We start from the raw sequence: 20,485 nt of genomic DNA on the forward strand, positions 1-20,485 counted from the left end.
CCAGTCCTCCCGGCAGAGGAGAAAACTGTCACCCATGCAATTAGTCCATTCTGTTACCTATCTATCCGGTTCGGACAGCCGGACATTTCTCCCCGTATAGAGACGGGGAGAAAGCCCCGTCGTCCACGGTTTCGCCAACGACAAGCGTTGCAGGAAGGGCGCCAGGGGGCGCCCAGCTTCTTTCTCCCCGTTTACGGGGAGAAATGCCCGGCAGGGCAATGAGGGGCAGCGCCGACATCGACATGGTGGTCTACGGGTCGGAGACTATTCCCTGGTCGAAGAGGAGCCCTTCCGCCTGATACTGCGCCGGATCATGCCGAAATCCGCCCCCCCGGTGACGAAGGCGGTGACGAAATAAAGCAGCGCCCCGCCGGCGACCAGCCCAAGCAGCGTTGCCGCCTTGACCACCAGCGGCGAGCCCGAAGCCAGTTGGGCGGCAAACCAGTGTTCGGCAAAATACAGCGCCGCCGCCATCACCGCCGCCGACAGCACCAGCCGTGGGATGCGTCTGATGAGCGGCACGTCGCGGCCCCAATGGCCGCGCCGGATCAGCACGCCGAGCAGCATCAACGCATTGACCCAGCCGGCGACGGCCGAGGCGACGGCGATGCCCGGCGCGCCCATCTGCGGAAACAGCGTCAGCGCGGTGGTGATGTTCACCGCCACCGAGATCGCGGCGAAGATCATCGGCGTGCGCGTGTCCTCGCGGGCGAAATAGCCGGGGGTGAACGCCTTGATCAGCACGAAGGCCGGCAGCCCCAAGCCGAAGATCGCCAGGATCGCCGCCACGATCGGCGTCGAGTTGTTTGCGGCAAACGCGCCGCGTTCGTAGACCAGCCCGACGATCGGCTCCGCCATGACCAGCAGTGCCGCCGCCGCCGGCAAGGTCAGGAACAGCGTGAACTCCACCGACCGGTTCTGCAAATTGGCCGCCTCCATCAGATTGCCCGACTTCAGCGCCCGCGACAGTTCGGGCAGAAGCACGATTGCGACGGCGATGCCGACGACGCCGAGCGGCAGCTGATAGATGCGATCGGCATAGGCGAGCGACGACACCGCACTGTCCTGCGCCGAGGCGATTGCGGTGCCGATCAGCTGGTTGATCTGGGTGATGCCGCCGGTGATCGCCGCCGGCAGCGCCAGGATCAGCAGCCGCTTGACATTGGGCGTCATCCCTGGCCGGCGAAAGCCGATCGAGATGCCGGCATGGCGCACCGCCACCCAGACGATCGCCAGTTGCACCAGCCCCGCCGCCAGCACGCCCCAGGCCAGTGCGAAGCCAACGGTGCGCGCGTCCGATCCCTTGTGCCACGCATAGGCGAGCACGCCGATCAGGATGACGTTCAGGAACACCGGCGCCACCGCGGCGGCGAAATAGCGGCGCAGCGAATTCAGCATGCCGGCCATCATGGCGCCGAGCGACATGCAGATCAGATAGGGAAACATGATGGTCGCGAGCCGGACCGTCATCTCGAACTTTCCCGGCGAGTCGGCAAAGCCCGGCGCCACCAGGTAGCGCACGATCAGCGGCATCGCCAGTTCCATGGCGATGGTCAGCGCCAGCAGCGCCGTGAACAGCACGCCGAACACCTCTTCGGAAAAGCGCTTGGCGCCATCGGTGCCGTGGGTCTCGATCTCCTTGGCGAACAGCGGCACGAAGGCGGCGTTGAAGGCGCCTTCGGCAAACAGCCGGCGGAAGGTGTTGGGAAACTGGAAGGCAGCGTTGAAGGCGTCGGCGATCGGCCCGGTGCCGAGCGCGGCCGCCATCAGCATCTCGCGGCCGAAGCCGAGGGCGCGGCTCATCAGCGTGCCGGAAGCGACCGTCGCGAACTTTTTGACAAGGCTCATGCGTCTGGAGACTGCCTGCAGGATTGGGACAAATGGGTGGTGGCTGTCACTCGGCCGCAGCCTTGGCCTTGCCGCCGCGCTCGGGCACGGTGCCTTCGAGGACCGCGATCAGCCTGTTTTTGATGGCGGCCATGCGGGTCGGGCTGTCGATCTTCTGGCCGGTGAGATCAGTGACATAGAAGGTGTCGATGACCTTTTCGCCGAACGTGGTAATGTGCGCCGAGGCGATGTCGAGCGACAGGTCGGACAACGCCCCGGTGATCTCGGACAGCAGGCCCGGCCGATCCAGCCCCTCGACCTCGATCACCGAGAACCGGTTCGACAGCGTGTTGCGGATTTCGGCGCGCGGCTGGATGCGGAAGACCTTGGCGCCGCGCCGCGGCTTGGTGCGCTTCTCGATCATCTCCGGCAGCCAGCTCTTACCCGACAGCACGTCCTCGATCAGGCGGCCGACGCGCTCGGCACGGCGGCGCTCATCCTCGTCGCGGTCGAATTCCCTCGAGATCAGGATGGTGTCCAGCGCGCGGCCGTCGGAGGTGGTGAAGATCTGCGCGTCGACAATGTTGCCGCCGGCCGCCACACAGGCGCCGGCAATGACCGACAGCAGGCGGGGATGGTCCTGCGCCAGCACGGTGATCTCGGTCACCGCCTCGAACTGATGGGTCTTGATCATCGTGGCGAGCTTCTTGCCCGCCGCATCCGCCTCGCGGATGAATTCGGCGTGGCGAAGCTGGTCGGCGAGATCGACCGCCAGCAGATAATTCTCATAGTGTTTGGCGACATAGCGCTTGCGGGCCTTTTCCGGCCAATCGGCGAGCGCCTCGGCCAGCTTTTCGCGGGCAGCCGCGGTACGCATCGCACGCGACACCTCCGAAAACCCGCCGGTCAACAGCAATTCGGTCTCGTAGTAGAGCGTGCGCAGCAACTGCCCCTTCCAGCCGTTCCAGACGCCAGGCCCGACGCCTCTGATATCGCAGACGGTCAGGACGAGCAGCAGCTTCAGCCGTTCGACCGACTGCACGATCGCGGAAAAGTCCTCGATCGTCTTGCGGTCGTTGAGGTCGCGGGTCTGCGCCGTCATCGACATGGCGAGATGGTTTTCGACCAGCCAGGCGACCGTTTCGGTGTCGGCCGCCGACAGCCCCATATGCGGGCAGATCCGCCGCGCGATCCGGGCGCCCGCTTCGGAATGGTCCTCCGGCCGGCCCTTGGCGATATCGTGCAGCAGGACCGCGACATAGAGCGCCTCGCGGCTTTTCTTCAGCCCCGGCATCAGCGAGTGGGCAAGCGGGTGGATCTTTTCACCGTCGCCGCGCTCGATCTCGGCTAGCACGCCGATACAGCGGATCAGGTGCTCGTCCACCGTATAGTGGTGGTACATCGAGAACTGCATCATGGCGACGATCTTGCCGAAATCCGGGATCAGCTTTGCCAGCAGTCCCGCCTCGTTCATCCGCCTGAGATTGAGTTCGGCATTGCGGTCCGACGTCAATATGTCGAGGAACAGCCGGTTGGCTTCCTCGTCGCGCCTGAGCGCCTTGCCGACGAGGCCGAGCGAACGGGTCAGCAGCTTCAGCGCATCGGGGTGAAATTCCAGCCCGTGCTTGTCGGCGAACCAGAACAGCCGCAGGAGATTGACCGGATCGCGCTCGAACACCAGGTCGTCGGCGATGTTGATGCGATGGTTGTCGACAATGAAATCGGACGTGCCGGCAAGCTTGCGCTTGCGGCGCGAGAAGGTGAGAAAGATGCGGTTGAAGCCCGGCACATGCTTGGCCTGCTCTTCCTCGAGCGCCGCGCAGAAGATGCGGGTCAGATCGCCGACGTCCTTGGCGACGAGGAAGTAATGCTTCATGAAGCGCTCGACCGCCGACAGGCCCGGATGTGTGGTGTAGCCCAGCCGCTCGGCGATCTCGCGCTGGATGTCGAAATGCAGCCGCTCCTCGGCCTTGCCGGTGAGGAAATGCATGTGGCAGCGCACCGCCCACAGGAAGTCCTCGGCCTTCTGGAATTCCCGGTATTCGGTGCCGGTGAAGACGCCCTTGTCGACCAGTTCCTCGCCGGTGCGGACCCGGTAGAAATACTTGCCGATCCAGAACAGCGTCTGCAGGTCGCGCAGGCCGCCCTTGCCGTCCTTGACGTTGGGTTCGACCAGATAGCGGCTTTCGCCGGCCTTGGCATGACGCTCGTCGCGTTCGGCAAGCTTGGCCTGCACATATTCGGGTCCGGTCGTGCGCACCACCTCGCGGTCGAAGCGCTGCAAGAGCTCGTCATAGAGCTTCTGCTCGCCCCACAGGAAACGCGCCTCCAGGATCGAGGTGCGGATGGTGATGTCGGTGCGCGACTGCCGCAGGCATTCGTCGATGTTGCGGGTGGCGTGACCGACCTTCAGTCCCAGGTCCCACAGCACGTAGAGCATGTATTCGACGATCTGCTCGCCCCATGGGGTCTGCTTGTAGGGCAGCAGGAAGAGCAGATCGATATCAGATCCCGGCGCCAGCGTGCCGCGACCATAGCCGCCGACCGCGACGACGGCCATGCGTTCGGCCGATGACGGGTTCTTGACGCGATAGACGTGGGTGGCGGCGAACTCGTAGAGCGCGCGGATGATTTCGTCCATGAGATGCGACAGCCGGGCGGCGCAGGCAGTGCCGCTGCCGTCGTCCATCAGCATGCGTTCGGCGATGCTGCGGCCGGCGGCCAGCCTGCCCTTGAGAAGCTGGAGAACACCGGCACGCGCAGCCTTGCCGGAGCCGTCGCCTGCCGTGGCCGCAGTCAGCGCGGTCATCTCGCGGCGCAAGGCTTCGCCGTCGATCAGTTCGTCGAGCTTTAGAGAGATTCTTGCCATAAGTGCCGTTCGGCCTCGCCGTTTTGGCGGCGTCTATAGCGCGTTTTCGCGGCGCTGGGTATGGGGCGGACAGACAGGCTCTCCACGGCAGTCGAAACCGGATGATCGCCTCCTGCCGCACTTGAGGCGGAGCCGGCAAAGTATCTTGGCGACAGGCCGGAGCAGCAGGCGATGCCGAAAGGCACGCAATACACCTGTCCGATGCATCCAGAAATCGTCCGCGACAAGTCAGGCGCCTGCCCGATCTGCGGGATGGCGCTGGAACCGATGGCGTGCCGACCGGCGACGAGGGCCCGAACCCGGAACTGGTCGATTTCACCAGGCGCTTCTGGGTGAGCGCCGTGTTGTCGGTGCGATTGCTGATCTTCGCCATGGCGCCGATGCTCGGCCTGACGTTTAGCGCCTTCATCGAGGATTCGACCAAGATCTGGGTGGAATTGGCGCTGGCCAGCCCGGTTGTGCTGTGGGCGGCTTTTCCTTTCTTCCATCGCGGCTGGGAATCGGTTCTCAACCGCAGCCCCAACATGTGGACGCTGATTTCGCTCGGCGTTGGTGCCGCCTATCTCTACAGCGTCGCCGCCGCGCTGTTCCCCGATATATTTCCGCACCAGTTCCGCGGTCATGAGGGCACGGTCCCGGTCTATTTCGAGGCAGCCGCCGTCATCGTGGCGCTGGTTTTCCTCGGCCAGGTGCTGGAATTGCGCGCCCGTGAAAAAACCGGCTCGGCGATTCGCGCGCTGCTCGACCTCGCGCCGAAGACCGCGCGGCTGATCGGCGAGGACGGTTCCGAAAACGACGTGCCGCTCGACACGGTCAAGGCCGGCGACCGCCTGCGCATCCACCCCGGCGATGCCGTGCCGGTCGACGGCATGGTGCTGGACGGCCGCTCTTCCGTCGACGAATCGATGCTGTCCGGCGAGCCTCTGCCGGTCGAAAAGACTGAAGGCGATTCCGTCACCGGCGGCACGCTCAACAAGAACGGTTCGCTGATCATGCGCGCCGAGAGGATCGGCGCCGAAACCACGCTGGCGCGGATCGTCGACCTCGTCGAAAGCCATCGCAAGCAAACTCGGCATTGACGAGGTGCGTGCCGGCCTGCTGCCGCAACAGAAGAGCGCGCTGGTCGAAGAGTTGCGCGCCAGCGGCGGCGGCGTCGCCATGGCCGGCGACGGCGTCAACGACGCGCCGGCGCTGGCCGCCGCCGATGTCGGCATCGCCATGGGCACCGGCGCCGATGTCGCGGTCGAAAGCGCCGGGATCACGCTGGTCAAGGGCGATCTCAACGGCATCGTTCGGGCCCGCACGCTCGCCCAGGCGACGATCCGCAACATCCGCCAGAACCTGTTCTTCGCCTTCCTCTACAACGTGCTTGGCGTGCCGGTCGCCGCCGGCGTGCTCTATCCGCTCACCGGCACGCTGTTGTCGCCGATGATTGCGGCAGCGGCGATGAGCCTGTCCTCGGTGTCGGTGATCACCAACGCGTTGCGGCTCAGGACGTTGAAACTCTGAGCCAAGTCCCCAGATAGGAACTCGTTCAAAAAGGAGATCATGAATGACGTTGGCCAAGAAGATCGTGCTGCTGCTGATGGCGGCCGGAATGCTGCTTGCGGTTTTCCTGGAAAGCATTCCGTCGCAAGCCCAGGAGACGAAACACGACATGGGGGCGCACGACATGGGGGCGATGGGCGCGCAGGGTGCCTCGACCGACAGCTACAAGGCGGCGATGGACAAAATGCACACCGCGATGACGGCGATCGAATATTCCGGCAATGCCGATGTCGATTTCGCCCGCGGCATGATCCCGCATCACCAGGCGGCTATCGACATGGCCAAGGTCGAGCTTGCCAATGGCAAGGATCCGGAAATGCGCAAGCTGGCCGAAGCGGTGATCGCGGCGCAGGAAGCCGAGATCAAGCGGATGCAGGATTGGCTGGCCGCCCATCCGGTGAAGTAGCATCAGCCATCGGGCCTCGACTGGAGCACGCCATGCCGTCAACGATAAGAACCACAACATTGCCCTCGGGCGAAGCCGTTCCCGTGCTGGGTCAAGGCACCTGGAAAATGGGCGAGGACGCCCGCCGCCATGCCGATGAGGTCAATGCCCTGAAGCTTGGGCTGGATCTCGGCATGACGCTGATCGACACCGCCGAAATGTATGCCAGCGGTGGCGCCGAGGAAGTGGTGGCGGATGCTATAGCCGGGCGCCGCGACGAGGTGTTCCTAGTCTCCAAGGTGCTGCCATCCAACGCCTCGCGCACCGGCGTGCCGGCTGCCTGCGAGGCAAGCCTCAGGCATCTGCGCACCGACCGCATCGATCTCTATCTGCTGCACTGGCCCGGCAGCGTGCCGCTGGCGGAAACGGTCGAGGCCTTCGAAGCGTTGAAAAAAGCCGGCAAGATCCGCCATTGGGGCGTCAGCAATTTTGACACTCATGAGATGGAGGAACTGGTCAGCCTGCCGGCCGGCGACGGCGTCCAGACCAACCAGATCCTCTACAATCTGTCCCAGCGCGGCCCCGAATTCGACCTTGCGCCCTGGAGCCGGCAGCGCGGCATTCCGCTGATGGCCTATTCGCCGGTCGACCAGGGCGTATTGGCGCGCAACGCCAGCCTCGAAGCCATCGCCGCCCGCCACGATGCGACGCCGGCTCAGCTGGCGCTGGCCTGGGTGATGGCACAGGACGGCGTCATCGCCATTCCAAAGGCCAGCAAGCAGGAGCATATCCGCCAGAATGTCGCGGCGCTCGACATCGAGCTTACGCGTGAGGATTTCACCGAAATCGACCGCGCCTTCCCACCGCCGCGGCGCAAGCAGGGCCTGCAGATGATTTGAGGGATGGGAGCGGACGAGGCCCAGCTATTTCCCCGCCATTCCCTTCAGCCGATACAGCGCCTCCAGCGCCTCCCGCGGCGTCATCTCGTCGGGGTTGATCGCGCCGAGCGCGGCGCCCAGTGCGTCGTCCTTCACCGGCTTCGGCGTTTCCCGTTTCACCGCCACCGAAAACAGCGGCAGATCGTCGACCAGCCGGTTGGCCTTGCCCGAAACCTCGCCAGCTTCCAGTTGGTGCAGCACTTCCCTGGCCCGCCCGACCACCGCCTCCGGCAAGCCGGCCAGACGCGCCACCTGCACGCCGTAGGAGCGGTCGGCGGCACCCTTGCCGACCTCGTGCAGGAAGACCACGTCGCCTTCCCATTCCTTGACCCGCATGGTGACATTGTGCAGTCGAGCGAGCTTGCTGGCCAGCGCAGTCATTTCGTGGAAATGGGTGGCGAAGATCGCCCGGCAGCGGTTTTTTTCGTGCAGATACTCGACCGCCGCCCAGGCGATCGACAGGCCGTCGAAGGTGGCGGTGCCGCGGCCGATCTCGTCGAGGATCACCAGCGCGCGTTCGCCGGCCTGGTTGAGGATCGCCGCCGTTTCGACCATCTCGACCATGAAGGTCGAGCGGCCGCGCGCCAGGTCGTCCGAGGCGCCGACACGTGAAAACAGCCGGTCGACAACGCCGATATGGGCTGAGGCCGCCGGCACGAAGGAGCCGGTCTGGGCGAGGATGGCGATCAGCGCGTTCTGCCTGAGGAAGGTCGATTTGCCGCCCATATTGGGGCCGGTCAGCAGCCAGATCGCGCCGTTTTTGGCATTGCCTTCCGGCGACAGATCGCAATCATTGGCGACGAACGGTCCTTCGCCCGAACGCCGCAGCGACTGTTCCACCACCGGATGCCGCCCGCCCGAAATGGCGAAGGCGAGGCTCGCGTCCACCACCGGCCGGCACCAGGCGTCGCTTTCGGAAAGCAGCGCCAGTGCCGCCGACACGTCGAGCACGGCGAGTGCTTCGGCGCCGGCGCGGATCTTGTCCGCCTCGCCAACGGCTTCCGCCGTCAGCCTGTCGAAGGCGGCAAGCTCGATCGCCAGCGCCCGGTCGGCGGCATTGGCGATCTTCGATTCCAGCTCGGCCAGTTCGGTCGTGGTGAAGCGCATGGCGTTGGCCATGGTCTGGCGATGGATGAAGCGCGCCTTCGCCCCGTCGCTGCTCGTCATGATCGCATGGTTGTTGGCGGTGACTTCGATGTAGTAGCCAAGCACATTGTTGTGCCGGATTTTCAGCGAGCGGATGCCGGTTTCGTGGATCAGCGAGCGCTCCAGCCCGGCGATCACCTTGCGCGATTCATCGCGCAGCGCCCGCATCTCGTCGAGCTCGGCGTTGTAGCTGGAACGGACGAAGCCGCCGTCGCGCTTGAGCAGCGGCAGCTCGTCGGCGAGCGCCCGTGTCAGATGCTCGGCCAGCGGGCGCGGCAGCGCTTCGATCGCCGCCAGCGCCGCCGCCAATTCTGGCGGCAGGGCGGTCGCCGCAAACAGTTCGGCAATAGCGCCGGCTGCCTCGAACCCGGCACGCAGCACGCCGAGATCGCGCGGGCCGCCGCGGTTGAGCGCCAGCCGCGACAGCGCGCGTGGCATGTCGGCGACGCTCTTCAGGCTCGCCCGCACCGCCTGGCACAGCCGTGTCTCGGACCGGAAGAACGACACCGAATCCAGCCTTGCGCCAATTGCCGCCGGATCGGTCAGCGGCGCCATCAGCCGATCGGCGAGCAGCCGCGCGCCGCCGCCGGTCACCGTGCGGTCGATCGCCTTGAACAGCGAACCCTCGCGGCTGCCGGACAGCGTGCGCAGCAGTTCCAGATTGGCGCGTGTCGCCGGATCGATGAACAGCGTCGAACCCTGCTCCTCGCGCTCGGGCCGCGACAGCGGCGGCCGCTCGGCCTTCTGCGTCTTCTCGACATAGGCGATTGCGCCTGAGATCGCCGACAGCTCGGCGCGGGAAAACGTGCCAAAACTGTCCGGCGTCGCCACCTCGAAGAAACGGGCGATGCGGCCCGCGGCCGACGCCGAGTCGAACAGGCTCGGCGGCTGCGGACTGGCGATGCGGCCGAGCACATCGAACACCGGTTTCAGCTCTGGATCGTAAAACACCGGTTCGGCGACGATCAGTTCGCGTGGCTCGACGCGAAAGACATCGGCGAGCAGCCGGTCGGCGCTGGTCTCGGCAACGCGGAAGGCGCCGGTCGAGATCTCGATCCAGGCCAGCGCAAAACTTCCTTGGTTCCCTGTCGAGCTGCCGCGCTCCCCGCTTCTTTGTTCGGCTCCGCCCTTGACCCGGCCAAGTGCCATCAAGAAACTCGATTCCGACGGCGCCAGCAATTTGTCCTCGGTGATGGTGCCGGGCGTTACCAGCCGCACCACGTCGCGGCGCACCACCGATTTGCCGCCGCGTTTCTTCGCCTCTGCCGGATCCTCGATCTGCTCGCAGACGGCGACGCGGAACCCTTGTCCAATCAGCTTCTGCAGATAATCGTCGGCGGCATGCACCGGTACGCCGCACATCGGGATGTCGAGGCCCTGGTGCTTGCCACGCTTGGTCAGGACGATGCCGAGCGCCCGGCTCGCCTTCTCGGCGTCGTCGAAGAACAGCTCGTAGAAATCGCCCATGCGGTAGAACAGCAGCGAATCCGGGTTCGCCGCCTTGATCTCGATATACTGCTCCATCATCGGCGTTGCCGGCGCAAAGGCCGGCGTAGCGCTGTCGCTGCGAATGGGCGTTTCGTCGTTCAAGAAGTTGCTTCCAAAATTTCCCAAGCCATCTGCTTGGCGGTTTACAGCGGCGAAGTGTAGCCTTAATCCCGAACGTTCCACAAAAGAAAGCACCGCGCCCGTCTCAACGAGGTGCTGCACGGGTGAGGAAATCGAAAGCATCATGGCCAAGAAAACCGAAAGCAACGGCCCCTCCGTCAGTGCGCAGGAGGCGTTGGAATTCCACGCCATGGGCCGCCCGGGCAAGCTGGAGATCGTCGCCACCAAGCCGATGGCCACCCAGCGTGACCTAAGCCTCGCCTATTCGCCGGGCGTCGCGGTTCCGGTGCTTGCCATTGCCGAGGATCCCAGCCGCGCCTTCGACTACACGGCGCGCGGCAACATGGTCGCCGTCATCTCAAACGGCACCGCCATCCTCGGCCTCGGCAATCTCGGCGCGCTGGCCGCCAAGCCGGTGATGGAAGGCAAGGCGGTGCTGTTCAAGCGCTTCGCCGATGTCGATTCGATCGATCTCGAGGTCGACACCGAGGATGCCGAAGAGTTCATCAATTGCGTGCGTTTCCTTGGGCCGTCGTTCGGCGGTATCAATCTGGAAGACATCAAGGCGCCGGAGTGCTTCATCATCGAGCAGCGGCTGCGCGAACTTATGGACATACCGGTCTTTCATGACGACCAGCACGGCACCGCCATCATTTCGGCGGCCGGCCTGATCAACGCGCTGGAAATCACCGGTCGCGACATGAAGACCACCAAAATGGTCTGCAATGGCGCCGGTGCCGCCGGCGTCGCCTGCATCGAGCTGATGAAGGCGATGGGCTTTGCGCCCGAAAACATCATCCTGTGCGACACCAAAGGTGTCGTCTTCCAGGGCCGCACCGAAGGCATGAACCAGTGGAAGTCGGCGCATGCCGCCAAGACCGACGCACGCTCGCTGGCCGAGGCGATCGACGGTGCCGACGTGTTCCTCGGCCTCTCAGCCAAGGGCGCGCTGACCACCAAGATGGTGCAGTCCATGGCCGAGAAGCCGATCATCTTCGCCATGGCCAACCCCGATCCGGAGATCACGCCGGAGGAAGTGGCCGAAATCCGCGCCGATGCCATCATGGCCACCGGCCGTTCGGACTATCCGAACCAGGTCAACAACGTGCTCGGCTTCCCTTACATCTTCCGCGGCGCGCTGGACGTGCGGGCGACCACCATCAATGACGACATGAAGATCGCCGCGGCGCGTGCGCTCGCCGAACTGGCGCGCCAGGATGTACCCGACGACGTCGCCGCCGCCTACCAGGGCATGCGGCCGAAATTCGGCCCCAACTACATCATCCCGGTGCCGTTCGACCCGCGCCTGATCTCGGCCATTCCGATCGCGGTTGCCAAGGCCGCGATGGAATCCGGCGTCGCGCGCAAGCCGATCCTCGACCTCGACCGCTACGCGCAGGAGCTTTCCGCCCGCCGCGATCCGATCGCCTCGACCCTTCAGCGCATCTACGACCGCGTGCGCCGCCAGCCCAAGCGCATCGTTTTCGCCGAGGGCGAGGAGGAGCAGGTGATGCGCGCCGCCGTCTCCTATGTGAACCAGCGGCTCGGCACCGCCATCCTGCTGGGCCGCGACGACATCATTAAGGAGAACGCCAGGAACGCCGGCATCGAACTGAACAAGCAAGGCATCGAGATCATCAATGCCAGGCTGTCGCGCCGCAACGGCGTCTACACCGACTATCTGTACGAGCGTATGCAGCGCAAGGGCTTCCTGTTTCGCGACTGCCAGCGCCTGATCAACACCGACCGCAACCATTTCGCCGCCTGCATGGTGGCGCTGGGCGATGCCGATGGCATCGTCACCGGCGTCACCCGCAACTACTCGACGGCGCTCGACGACATCCGCCGCATCATCGACGCCAAGCCCGGCCACCGCGTGATCGGCGCCTCGATCGTGCTGGCGCGGGGCCGAACCGTGATCGTCGCCGACACCGCCGTGCACGATATGCCGAATGCCGAACAGATCGCCGACATCGCCGAGGAGGCCGCCGGCTTTGCCCGCCGCATGGGTTATGAGCCGCGGCTGGCCATGCTTGCCTATTCCACCTTCGGCCATCCGCAGGGCGAGCGCTCCGAACGCATCCAGGAAGCGGTGCGCATCCTCGACAAGCGGCGCGTCGATTTCGAGTATGACGGCGAGATGGCAGCCGACGTGGCGCTCAGCGCACGCGCCATGGCGCAATACCCGTTCATCCGGCTGACCGGCCCAGCCAATGTGCTGATCATGCCGGCCTTCCACTCGGCCTCGATCTCGACCAAGATGCTGCAGGAGCTCGGCGGCTCGACCGTTATCGGCCCGCTGCTGGTCGGCCTGGACAAGCCGGTTCAGATCGTCTCGCTCAACGCCAAGGACAGCGACATCGTCAACATGGCGGCGATTGCCGCTTATACGGCGGGGGCCTGAGGAGCGAGCGCCTCTTCCTAAATCAGGCCTGCCTGCTCAGCCTCGTGGCGTAAATTTTGCCGCGGCCTTGGCCCGATCTGCTGGATCACCAGCCCGGCCGCCAGCGAGCCGAGATCGCCGCAATGCTTCAGGCTGCGGCCTTGTGTGTAGCCGTAGAGGAAGCCGGCGGCATAGAGGTCCCCGGCGCCGGTGGTGTCGACCAGTTCGCGGATTTCCGTCGCATTGATGGTGACGGTCTCGTCGCCGCGCACGATGACCGAGCCCTTTTCGGAGCGGGTGACGGCGGCGATCTTGCAATCCTTGCGGATCTGGGCCAGCGCCTCGTCGAAGGAGGCGGTCTGGTACAGCGACTTGATCTCATGGCTATTGGCAAAGACGATATCGACGGTGCCCGAGCGCATCAGCTCCAGAAACTCCTCGCGGTAGCGGTCGACGCAGAACGAATCCGACAATGTCATCGACACTTCGCGCCCGGCGGCATGGGCGAGCTTCGCCGTCTGCCGGAACGCTTCCTTGGCGCGCGGCGGGTCCCACAGATAGCCCTCGAAATAGGTGACGGCGGCGCCCGACGCCTTGTCGGCCTCGACATCCTCCGGACCGAGCTCGACGCAAGCGCCGAGATAGGTGTTCATCGAGCGCTCGCCGTCCGGCGTGACGAAGATCATCGAGCGCGCCGTCGGCGGTTCGCCATTGAGCGGCCTAGTGTCGAAGGCCACGCCCTGGGCGTGCATGTCATGGGCGTAGATTTCGCCGAGCGTGTCGTTCGAGACCTTGCCGAAGAAGGCGGCGCGGCCGCCGAAGCTGGCGACGCCCGCCGCCGTGTTGCCGGCGCTGCCGCCGGAGGCTTCGATGGCCGGGCCCATGCGGCTGTAGAGCAGCTCGGCGCGCCTCGTGTCGATCAGGTTCATCGCGCCCTTGATGATGCCGTTCGTCTCAAGGAATGCCTCGTCGCACTGGGCGATGATGTCGACAATGGCATTACCGATACAAAGCACGTCATAGTTCGGCATCAATCATGTCTCCGCGAAAAACCACCGGCTTTCTGGCATGCCGGCCGCGGGCGGGTCTAGCGATTTGATGCGGCTTTGCCTAGGCCGTGATTTTTTAAATGGCGTGACGCCGCACTTGGTTGTGCCCTTGGGTTGCGCCCCTTGGTTGTGCTTGCGACTTGTCGTGTCTCCGCCTATTTCGCAGATGTTCAACTTGGAATTGGAAACGCCGTGATCTCCAGCGCCGCCCGCGCCGCCGCCAGCCAGCTGTTCTCGCCCGAATTCCGCTCGGTGTTCGTAAAAACGTTGGGCCTGACCTTGCTGGCGCTCGCCGCGCTTTGGTTCGCCATCGAGGCCCTGTTCGAATGGCTGGCCTGGCCATGGATCGACGCATGGCTGCCCGCCCTGCCGTCCTGGGCCGGATGGCTGGGCGTCATCGTCGCCGGGATCGGTCTGGCGCTCGGTCTGGCGCTGCTGATCGCGCCGGTGACGGCGATCATCGCCGGCCTGTTCCTCGACGACGCCGCCGAACTGGTCGAGCGCACCGACTATCCCAATGACCCGCCCGGCCGCGCGACGCCGGCGCTGCGCTCGCTGGTGCTGGCGATAAGATTCTTCGGCGTCGTCATCCTCGGCAACATCGTGGCCTTGCTGCTGCTGCTGGTGCCGGGCATCAACATCGCTGCCTTCTTCATCGTCAACGGCTATCTGCTGGGACGCGAATTCTTCGAATTCGCCGCCATGCGCTTTCGCCCGGAGGCCGAGGCCCGGGCATTGCGCAAAAAACATGCCGTCACGGTGTTTCTCGCCGGGCTGGTTGTCGCTGCCTTCCTCGCGGTGCCGCTGCTCAACCTTTTGACGCCGCTGTTCGCCGCCGCCATGATGGTGCATTTGCACAAGGCTATCTCGGCGCGCGAAGCGGCTTAGGAGTGCTGATGTTCTGGTGATGCAGGCTTGCGAATGGCGGTTGTAGCCAAACGTTACGCTCCGTTCCGTTTTGTTGGGTTCGGCGCTAACGCAAAAGAAAACCACGTCCCAACTCGTCGTCGGGTTCGACGATGAATTCGGCCCGGCCGCTGTAGAAGGCGCGGCCGCCGACGCGGGCGATGATGGCGTCATGCGGCCCGGCTTTCGCGGTCCTCGCCACGCTGCCGGAAAAGCGCGAGCCTGCAACACTCTCGAACAGCCGCGTCTGACCGGCGATTTCGCCCTTGGCATGCATTGCCGTCAGCCGCGCGGCGACGCCCGATCCGGTTGGCGAACGGTCGACCTCGGCGTCGGCGAAGACGCAGATGTTTTTGGTCGGGCTATCGGCATATGCGTCCTGTCCGTCGGTCAGGATGGTGCCGTAGAGAAAGGCAAGGTCGGCATGGTCCGGATGCGACAGCGGGAATACTTTCTTCAGCCTCTCCGTCAGCGCCGTCGCCGCATCGACGAAATCGCGCACGCGGTTCTTGCCGAACTCCAGCCCGAACTGGCGGCAATCGGCGAGCGCATAGAAGGCGCCGCCATAGGCGATGTCGAAGCTGATTGCCCCGAAGCCCGGCAATTCGATCTGCTGGTTGCGGGCGAACAGAAAGGCCGGCACGCTTTCGAACGATACAGCACCGGCCTTGCCATCTTGCACCTCGACCGAGGCGACGACCAGTCCGCACGGCGCCTCGATTTTGACTGTCGTCAGCGGCTCCTGCCGCGCCACCAGTCCCTCGTCGACGGCGTAGCGGCCGAGCGCGACGATGGCGTGGCCGCACATCGTCGAATAGCCCTCATTGTGCATAAACAGCACGGCCAAGTCGGCGCCGGGCAGATCGGGTTCCACCAGTAGCGCGCCATACATGTCGTGATGGCCGCGCGGCTCGAACATCAGGATCTTCCTGAGATGATCGAGGTGATCGCGCACATAGGCGCGTTTTTCCAGGATCGTGCCTGCAGGAATCCTGGGATAACCACCGGTGACGATCCGCAGCGGCTCGCCGCCGGTGTGCATGTCGACGACGCTGAGCTTCATGCGTTGGGCCAATCTAAGCTGAAGATTTGGCAAACAACGCCTGCAGCTTGCCGAACGGCATGGCGGTGCGGGTGAAGCCGAAGGTGCCGTCCTGCTGGATCTCACGTGCCGCCGTTTCCAGCATGCCGAAGGCGTAATTGGTCAGCCAGGGCCCGAGCGAAATGCGCTTGACCCCTGCCAGGGCAAGATCGGCGACGGTGAAGCCGGGCCTCACCATGACGTTGACCGGCTTGGTCAGCGCCGAGCAGACGGTTTGCACCGTCTCGACATCGCCGAGGCCTGGCGCGTAGAGCACGTCGGCGCCGGCCTTCTCGAAGGCCTGCAGCCGCTTGATCGTGTCGTCGATGTCTGGCCTGCCCCACAGAAAATTCTCGGCCCGCGCGGTGAAGACGAAGTCGTGCTTCAGCGCCCGTGCCGCCTCCGCTGCAGCGGCGACGCGCTCGACGGCATGCGAAAATTCATAAATCGGCTTGTCGGGCTCGCCGGTGTGGTCCTCGATCGAGCAGCCGGCGAGGCCTGCCGCTTCGGCTGCGAAGATAGTTTCCGCGGCACTTGTCGCGCTGTCGCCCTTGCCCTTCTCGAGGTCGGCCGAGACCGGCAGGCCGGTCGCCGCGGTCACGTCGCGGCAGTGGTGGATCATCGCCTCGAAGGTCACCGCGCCATCGGGCAGGCCGCGCGAAAAGGCAAAGCCGGCGCTGGTCGTCGCCAACGCCTTGAAACCGAAGGAGGCCAGCAGTTTCGTCGTGCCGACGTCCCAGGGGTTGGGCATGACGAAGATCGAACTGTGCAGGTCGCGAAAGATTTTGCCCTTGTCCATGGATGCTCCCCAGAGTGCGAAGCGCATTTTATCCCGCCACTGCCCGCCGGGCAAACGAATGCGAATGGGTCAGAAGCGATTGGCGTTCTCTCCTGCCAATTTGTCCAGTGCGTCGGACCCCTTGACGTATGCGGTCCCGTCCCAATGGTAGGTGACGGAGATGTCGCGCGAGGAAGCCTCGGGCGCCGGATCGTCGCAACTTTCGCCATTCGGCACGGTGGCATCGGTCACCGTCGCCTTGATGGCCGCATAGGGCTGGCCTTCCGCAACGGTCTGAAACCCCAACTCCTGCGTGCGCCTGTAGGCACACAGGGACTCGTCGAACGTATAGATCATGTCGATCAGCTCGAACCTGTCGTCGCGGACCAGGATCAGCGGCGTGCTCACATAGCCCTGGCTCGAATTGAAATGCGTGCTCAGGGTGATGATGGCGTCATCGCCGGGCCCGATCGGCAGCTTGCCCGGAGCGCGGAGATAGGTGCTCCGGTCGACGGCGACATTGACAGCGTCGAGCAGTCTCGGCTTGCCGGCAAGATCGTAAAGCGCCAGCACCGCAAAGCCCTCAGCGCTGTCGGAGGAACTGCCGAGGTCGAACAGCATGGCCAGCCGCTCCTTGCCGCCGGCCCTGATCTGGAGCACGCCAGCATCGGAAAAGCCCGACGTTTCGGGTGGCACGCCACCGCTATCCCCACCTTCGATATGGCGCATCTCGATCGGCATGGAACCACGGTAGAAGCCGTCCTTGTCCGCCGCCAGATCGGGAATGACCATCCTGGCGAGGTCGAGATAGGTCGTGTCCTCGTGGCCGGGAACGGCGCTGCCAAGGTCCGGGAAGCTGACGCCCTGCGCGCCGGCCGCGGCCCACAGACACGGCAGCAGCAAGCAGGCGAGGGTGAAGCGAAACAGGATCGAGTTCATAGGCTGGGCGCCTCCCACTGTCGAACATTGGCAAGCTAGCATGGGCGCCTGGCGCGTCCAGCCGGATAAAAACCTGAAGACCAGATCAGGGGATCGGCACCAGCCCGGCCAGCTCGCGCATGTCGTCAAACAGGATGCCGCCGGCCTCGGTCAGGCCGTCGCGGTCGGAATGCGGGTCGCCGTAGTAGGAAAATACGCGCATGCCGGCGGCAATGCCGGCTAATGTCCCGGCGACGCTGTCCTCGATGACGATGCAGTCGGCGGGCGCGAAGCCCATCGTGCTTGCGGCATGCAGGAACAGGTCGGGAAACGGCTTGCCGCGCGAAACCATGGTCGAGCTGAACAGTGCATGCTCGAACAGCGGCAGCAGCCCGGTCTGGCCGAGCGTGATGTGCATTTTACTCACCCGCGCCGACGAAGCGACGCAAGTTGCGATCCCGGCAGCGTGCACGGCTTCGATGAACTGCCTGACATAGGGGACGGCTTCGACGCCATGCGCGAACAGGTCCGGCAGTCCGGCATTCCAACGGTCGACGAAATCGGCGCCGAGGCTGGCGCCGGTCGCCTCGACTTCCTTCTGCACCGAGACCATGGCGCGACCGGAGAAGTTCTTGCGGCAATATTCGAAGCTTGCCGGGTATCCGGCGGCGCTGAGCCATTCGGCAAGGCGCCGATTGGCTAGGTTTTCGGTGTCGACCAGAACCCCGTCGCAATCGAAGATGACGAGTTTGGGTAGCGACATCAGGCCGTGCCGGTCGATCCGAAGCCGCCGGAGCCGCGCGTCGTTCCGCCGGCCAAGCTGCGCTCATCGACCATCGCCTGCGTCACCGGGGCGAAGACGATCTGCGCGATCCGCATGCCGCGCGTCACCGCGAAATCCTCGTCGCCAAGATTGATCAGCAGCACCTTGACCTCGCCGCGATAGTCGCTGTCGATGGTGCCCGGCGTGTTGAGGCAGGTAAGCCCGTGCTTGAAGGCGAGGCCCGAGCGTGGCCGGACCTGGCCTTCCACCCCCTCAGGGATCTCCAGGATCAGTCCGGTCGGCACCAGCGCGCGTTTTCCCGGCAGGATCAGCAGCGGCCGGTCGTCCGGCACCGCGGCGCGCAGATCCATGCCGGCGGCGCCCGGGCTTTCATAGGCGGGAAGCGGCAGGCCTTCACCGTGCGGCAGCCTGATGAAGCCGACGGCCGGACCGATGACGGAGGAAGTGTAGAGGGCTGCGCGCATGAGGCTGATCCTATCGCTATCAACGCCGATTCAGTCAACTCGGCGGCCAGACTATCAACGGCTTTCTTTCAGCGCAGTTCCGTTTCAGCGCAGTTCTACGGGGACGATGGTCGTCTCCTTGATCTCCTCCATGACGAAGGAGGCCGAAACATCCGACAGCGCCACCTTGGCGATAAGCCGCTGATAGAGCCGGTCATACGCCTTCACGTCGGCGACGCGGGCGCGCAAGACATAGTCGAGGTCGCCGGACATGCGGTAGACGCCGGTGATCTCGGGAAAGCCGCCCACTGCCGCCCGAAATTTTTGCAGCCAGTCGGGATCATGATTGGAGGTCCGGACCAGGATGAACACCGAAAGGCCAAGGCCAAGCTTGTCGGCATCGACCAGCGCCACCCGGCCGGTGATGACGCCGTCTTCCTCGAGCCGCTTGACCCGGCGCCAGCAGGCGTTGCGCGACAGCGACACCCTTTGCGACAATTGGTCGACCGACAGCGTGCCGTCGCGTTGCAGTTCGGCCAGCAATCTTCGGTCGATCTCATCGATCTCCAGAGCCATGTGGGATGCTTGTCCCATTATTTGGCCAAACACAAGGATGATTTGGGACCGATGAACCAGAAGCTCGTGCCAGAATACTCAGCATCGGGGGCTTACCCAGCCAGGAGGGATCACCATGACGACACGGCTTGCAAGGCTCTTTACCTCTCACCCGGCCAAGGTGGGCGAGACCTATTTCAGCCATATGGCCTTCGCGGCGTGGTTCTGCTCGCGTCTGTTCATGGCAGCGTTCGCCGCACTCATTCACGCTTTCTTGCCATTTCTGTGTGAGACTACGGCCAGCCGAATCGTCCGCGAGCTCTATGAGCGCACGCACAACAGAGGCACACACGCGATCAAGGAGCCTGCGGCTCGCATGGATCGCGCCTGAGGGAAGATTGAGCGATGTGCCGGTGGGCGGCCTACCTTGGCGAAGCGGTTTTCCTGGAAGACATCGTCACGGCGCCCTGCCATTCGCTGATCGCCCAGAGTCATTGCGCCCAGGAAGCCAAGTCGCCGACCAATGGCGATGGCTTTGGTCTCGCCTGGTACGGCGACCGGCCCGAACCGGGCCTGTATCGCGACATCCTGCCGGCCTGGTCCGATCCCAATCTGAAGAGCCTGTGCCGGCAGATCAGGTCCAGCCTGTTCCTGGCCCATGTGCGCGCCTCGACCGGCGGCGCCACCAGCCGCATGAACTGTCATCCCTTCACTGCCGGCCGCTGGTCGTTCATGCACAACGGCCAGATCGGCGGCTTCGAAAGAATCCGCCGCGCACTGGAAAACGCGCTCTCCGACGATGTCTTCGATCGCCGCGAGGGCACCACCGATTCCGAACTTTTCTTTCTCCTGATGATCGACGAGGGTCTGGCGGGCGATCCGCAAGGCGCGGTGTCGCGCGCTACGGCGCGGGTGATCGACGCCTCGCGCCGCGCCGGCTTCGAACCGGCGCTGAGACTTACCGCCGCCTTGTCGGACGGCGAATCGCTCCATGCGGTGCGCTATGCGACCGATGCCCACGCGCCGACGCTCTACACCTCCGTCTTCCGCAACGGCGGGCGATGCCTGATGTCGGAGCCTTTCGACCGTGATGGCGGCGACTGGCAGCCGATCCCGCCCTCTAGCTTCGTCACCATTACCAGAGACGGCATGACCACTCGTCCATTTGCGCCGGAACCGGCAAGACTGGCGCTGGCCGTGTAGCTCCCTCGCTATCGCGGCAACATCGCGGGACAGCGCCCCCTCAACAGACCCTCGCAGCGCAATT

The 20,485-nt window shown here is 64.7% G+C and carries 16 protein-coding genes and 1 pseudogene; 7 read left to right on the forward strand and 10 right to left on the reverse strand.

Going from position 1 to position 20,485, the window contains the following annotated elements; genetic code table 11:
- Positions 1-264: 264 nt before the first annotated feature.
- The gene (gene murJ / locus AC0L2V_RS29490) at positions 265-1,848 is read right to left on the reverse strand and encodes a murein biosynthesis integral membrane protein MurJ (protein ID WP_473513984.1); all 1,584 of its coding nucleotides are present in this window, start codon (positions 1,846-1,848) and stop codon (positions 265-267) included.
- 46 nt (positions 1,849-1,894) lie between these two features.
- Positions 1,895-4,696 carry a [protein-PII] uridylyltransferase gene (locus AC0L2V_RS29495; protein WP_128183343.1) on the reverse strand — a complete coding sequence of 934 codons (2,802 nt, stop codon included), beginning with the start codon at positions 4,694-4,696 and terminating at the stop codon, positions 1,895-1,897.
- A gap of 114 nt (positions 4,697-4,810) precedes the next feature.
- Between AC0L2V_RS29495 and AC0L2V_RS29500 the strand changes: the two are divergent.
- The 3 genes and pseudogenes from AC0L2V_RS29500 to AC0L2V_RS29510 form a co-directional block, all read left to right on the forward strand.
- A pseudogene (locus AC0L2V_RS29500) lies at positions 4,811-6,205 on the forward strand (HAD-IC family P-type ATPase); the annotation flags it as partial.
- Between the two features lie 43 nt (positions 6,206-6,248).
- Positions 6,249-6,650 (forward strand): CopM family metallochaperone, encoded by a 402-nt coding sequence (copM, locus tag AC0L2V_RS29505; RefSeq protein ID WP_128174105.1) that lies wholly within the window; start codon positions 6,249-6,251, stop codon positions 6,648-6,650.
- 32 nt (positions 6,651-6,682) lie between these two features.
- Positions 6,683-7,528, forward strand: a complete 846-nt coding sequence (locus AC0L2V_RS29510; protein ID WP_473513980.1) for an aldo/keto reductase — start codon at positions 6,683-6,685, stop codon at positions 7,526-7,528.
- Positions 7,529-7,552: 24 nt separating this feature from the next.
- Here AC0L2V_RS29510 and mutS read toward each other — a convergent pair whose 3' ends face one another.
- A complete protein-coding gene (gene mutS / locus AC0L2V_RS29515; RefSeq protein ID WP_473513986.1) occupies positions 7,553-10,240 on the reverse strand; it encodes a DNA mismatch repair protein MutS in 2,688 nt (895 codons plus the stop codon).
- A gap of 205 nt (positions 10,241-10,445) precedes the next feature.
- Here mutS and AC0L2V_RS29520 point away from each other — a divergent pair, with 205 nt between their 5' ends.
- Positions 10,446-12,725 (forward strand): NADP-dependent malic enzyme, encoded by a 2,280-nt coding sequence (locus AC0L2V_RS29520; RefSeq protein WP_023803750.1) that lies wholly within the window; start codon positions 10,446-10,448, stop codon positions 12,723-12,725.
- 17 nt (positions 12,726-12,742) lie between these two features.
- Here AC0L2V_RS29520 and AC0L2V_RS29525 read toward each other — a convergent pair whose 3' ends face one another.
- Positions 12,743-13,735 carry an adenosine kinase gene (locus AC0L2V_RS29525; protein WP_023803749.1) on the reverse strand — a complete coding sequence of 331 codons (993 nt, stop codon included), beginning with the start codon at positions 13,733-13,735 and terminating at the stop codon, positions 12,743-12,745.
- 210 nt (positions 13,736-13,945) lie between these two features.
- On the opposite strand from AC0L2V_RS29525, the gene AC0L2V_RS29530 reads away from it, so the two are divergent.
- Positions 13,946-14,641 (forward strand): sulfate transporter family protein, encoded by a 696-nt coding sequence (locus tag AC0L2V_RS29530; RefSeq protein ID WP_473510357.1) that lies wholly within the window; start codon positions 13,946-13,948, stop codon positions 14,639-14,641.
- Positions 14,642-14,726: 85 nt separating this feature from the next.
- Here the strand turns inward: AC0L2V_RS29530 and AC0L2V_RS29535 are convergent, their stop codons facing one another.
- The 6 genes from AC0L2V_RS29535 to AC0L2V_RS29560 form a co-directional block, all read right to left on the reverse strand.
- On the reverse strand, positions 14,727-15,722 hold the full coding sequence (locus AC0L2V_RS29535; protein ID WP_473510355.1) for a proline racemase family protein: 996 nt from the start codon (positions 15,720-15,722) through the stop codon (positions 14,727-14,729).
- Between the two features lie 13 nt (positions 15,723-15,735).
- The gene (locus tag AC0L2V_RS29540; RefSeq protein WP_473510354.1) at positions 15,736-16,539 is read right to left on the reverse strand and encodes an isocitrate lyase/PEP mutase family protein; all 804 of its coding nucleotides are present in this window, start codon (positions 16,537-16,539) and stop codon (positions 15,736-15,738) included.
- Between the two features lie 69 nt (positions 16,540-16,608).
- Positions 16,609-17,457 (reverse strand): hypothetical protein, encoded by an 849-nt coding sequence (locus AC0L2V_RS29545; protein WP_473510352.1) that lies wholly within the window; start codon positions 17,455-17,457, stop codon positions 16,609-16,611.
- An 85-nt stretch (positions 17,458-17,542) separates the two neighbouring features.
- Positions 17,543-18,199 carry an HAD family hydrolase gene (locus AC0L2V_RS29550; protein WP_287055152.1) on the reverse strand — a complete coding sequence of 219 codons (657 nt, stop codon included), beginning with the start codon at positions 18,197-18,199 and terminating at the stop codon, positions 17,543-17,545.
- Positions 18,199-18,684: a dUTP diphosphatase gene (gene dut, locus AC0L2V_RS29555; RefSeq protein ID WP_473510350.1), complete on the reverse strand. Its 486-nt coding sequence runs from the start codon at positions 18,682-18,684 to the stop codon at positions 18,199-18,201. Before dut ends, AC0L2V_RS29550 begins: the two co-directional genes overlap by 1 nt.
- An 84-nt stretch (positions 18,685-18,768) precedes the next feature.
- Positions 18,769-19,239: an Lrp/AsnC family transcriptional regulator gene (locus AC0L2V_RS29560; protein ID WP_473510348.1), complete on the reverse strand. Its 471-nt coding sequence runs from the start codon at positions 19,237-19,239 to the stop codon at positions 18,769-18,771.
- 115 nt (positions 19,240-19,354) lie between these two features.
- Between AC0L2V_RS29560 and AC0L2V_RS29565 the strand changes: the two genes are divergently transcribed.
- Positions 19,355-19,609 carry a DUF6356 family protein gene (locus tag AC0L2V_RS29565; RefSeq protein WP_473510346.1) on the forward strand — a complete coding sequence of 85 codons (255 nt, stop codon included), beginning with the start codon at positions 19,355-19,357 and terminating at the stop codon, positions 19,607-19,609.
- Between the two features lie 14 nt (positions 19,610-19,623).
- Positions 19,624-20,421 (forward strand): class II glutamine amidotransferase, encoded by a 798-nt coding sequence (locus AC0L2V_RS29570; protein ID WP_473510345.1) that lies wholly within the window; start codon positions 19,624-19,626, stop codon positions 20,419-20,421.
- Positions 20,422-20,485: the final 64 nt, after the last annotated feature.

This window comes from Mesorhizobium sp. WSM4814 (assembly GCF_055811595.1).

Excerpts from the sequence above, each read along its gene's own strand:
- murJ (WP_473513984.1), bottom strand. The coding sequence starts at position 1,848 with ATGAGCCTTGTCAAAAAGTTCGCGACGGTCGCTTCCGGCACGCTGATG.
- AC0L2V_RS29495 (WP_128183343.1), bottom strand. The coding sequence starts at position 4,696 with ATGGCAAGAATCTCTCTAAAGCTCGACGAACTGATCGACGGCGAAGCC.
- copM (WP_128174105.1), top strand. The coding sequence starts at position 6,249 with ATGACGTTGGCCAAGAAGATCGTGCTGCTGCTGATGGCGGCCGGAATG.
- AC0L2V_RS29510 (WP_473513980.1), top strand. The coding sequence starts at position 6,683 with ATGCCGTCAACGATAAGAACCACAACATTGCCCTCGGGCGAAGCCGTT.
- mutS (WP_473513986.1), bottom strand. The coding sequence starts at position 10,240 with ATGATGGAGCAGTATATCGAGATCAAGGCGGCGAACCCGGATTCGCTG.
- AC0L2V_RS29520 (WP_023803750.1), top strand. The coding sequence starts at position 10,446 with ATGGCCAAGAAAACCGAAAGCAACGGCCCCTCCGTCAGTGCGCAGGAG.
- AC0L2V_RS29525 (WP_023803749.1), bottom strand. The coding sequence starts at position 13,735 with ATGCCGAACTATGACGTGCTTTGTATCGGTAATGCCATTGTCGACATC.
- AC0L2V_RS29535 (WP_473510355.1), bottom strand. The coding sequence starts at position 15,722 with ATGAAGCTCAGCGTCGTCGACATGCACACCGGCGGCGAGCCGCTGCGG.
- AC0L2V_RS29540 (WP_473510354.1), bottom strand. The coding sequence starts at position 16,539 with ATGGACAAGGGCAAAATCTTTCGCGACCTGCACAGTTCGATCTTCGTC.
- AC0L2V_RS29545 (WP_473510352.1), bottom strand. The coding sequence starts at position 17,457 with ATGAACTCGATCCTGTTTCGCTTCACCCTCGCCTGCTTGCTGCTGCCG.
- AC0L2V_RS29550 (WP_287055152.1), bottom strand. The coding sequence starts at position 18,199 with ATGTCGCTACCCAAACTCGTCATCTTCGATTGCGACGGGGTTCTGGTC.
- dut (WP_473510350.1), bottom strand. The coding sequence starts at position 18,684 with ATGCGCGCAGCCCTCTACACTTCCTCCGTCATCGGTCCGGCCGTCGGC.
- AC0L2V_RS29560 (WP_473510348.1), bottom strand. The coding sequence starts at position 19,239 with ATGGCTCTGGAGATCGATGAGATCGACCGAAGATTGCTGGCCGAACTG.
- AC0L2V_RS29565 (WP_473510346.1), top strand. The coding sequence starts at position 19,355 with ATGACGACACGGCTTGCAAGGCTCTTTACCTCTCACCCGGCCAAGGTG.
- AC0L2V_RS29570 (WP_473510345.1), top strand. The coding sequence starts at position 19,624 with ATGTGCCGGTGGGCGGCCTACCTTGGCGAAGCGGTTTTCCTGGAAGAC.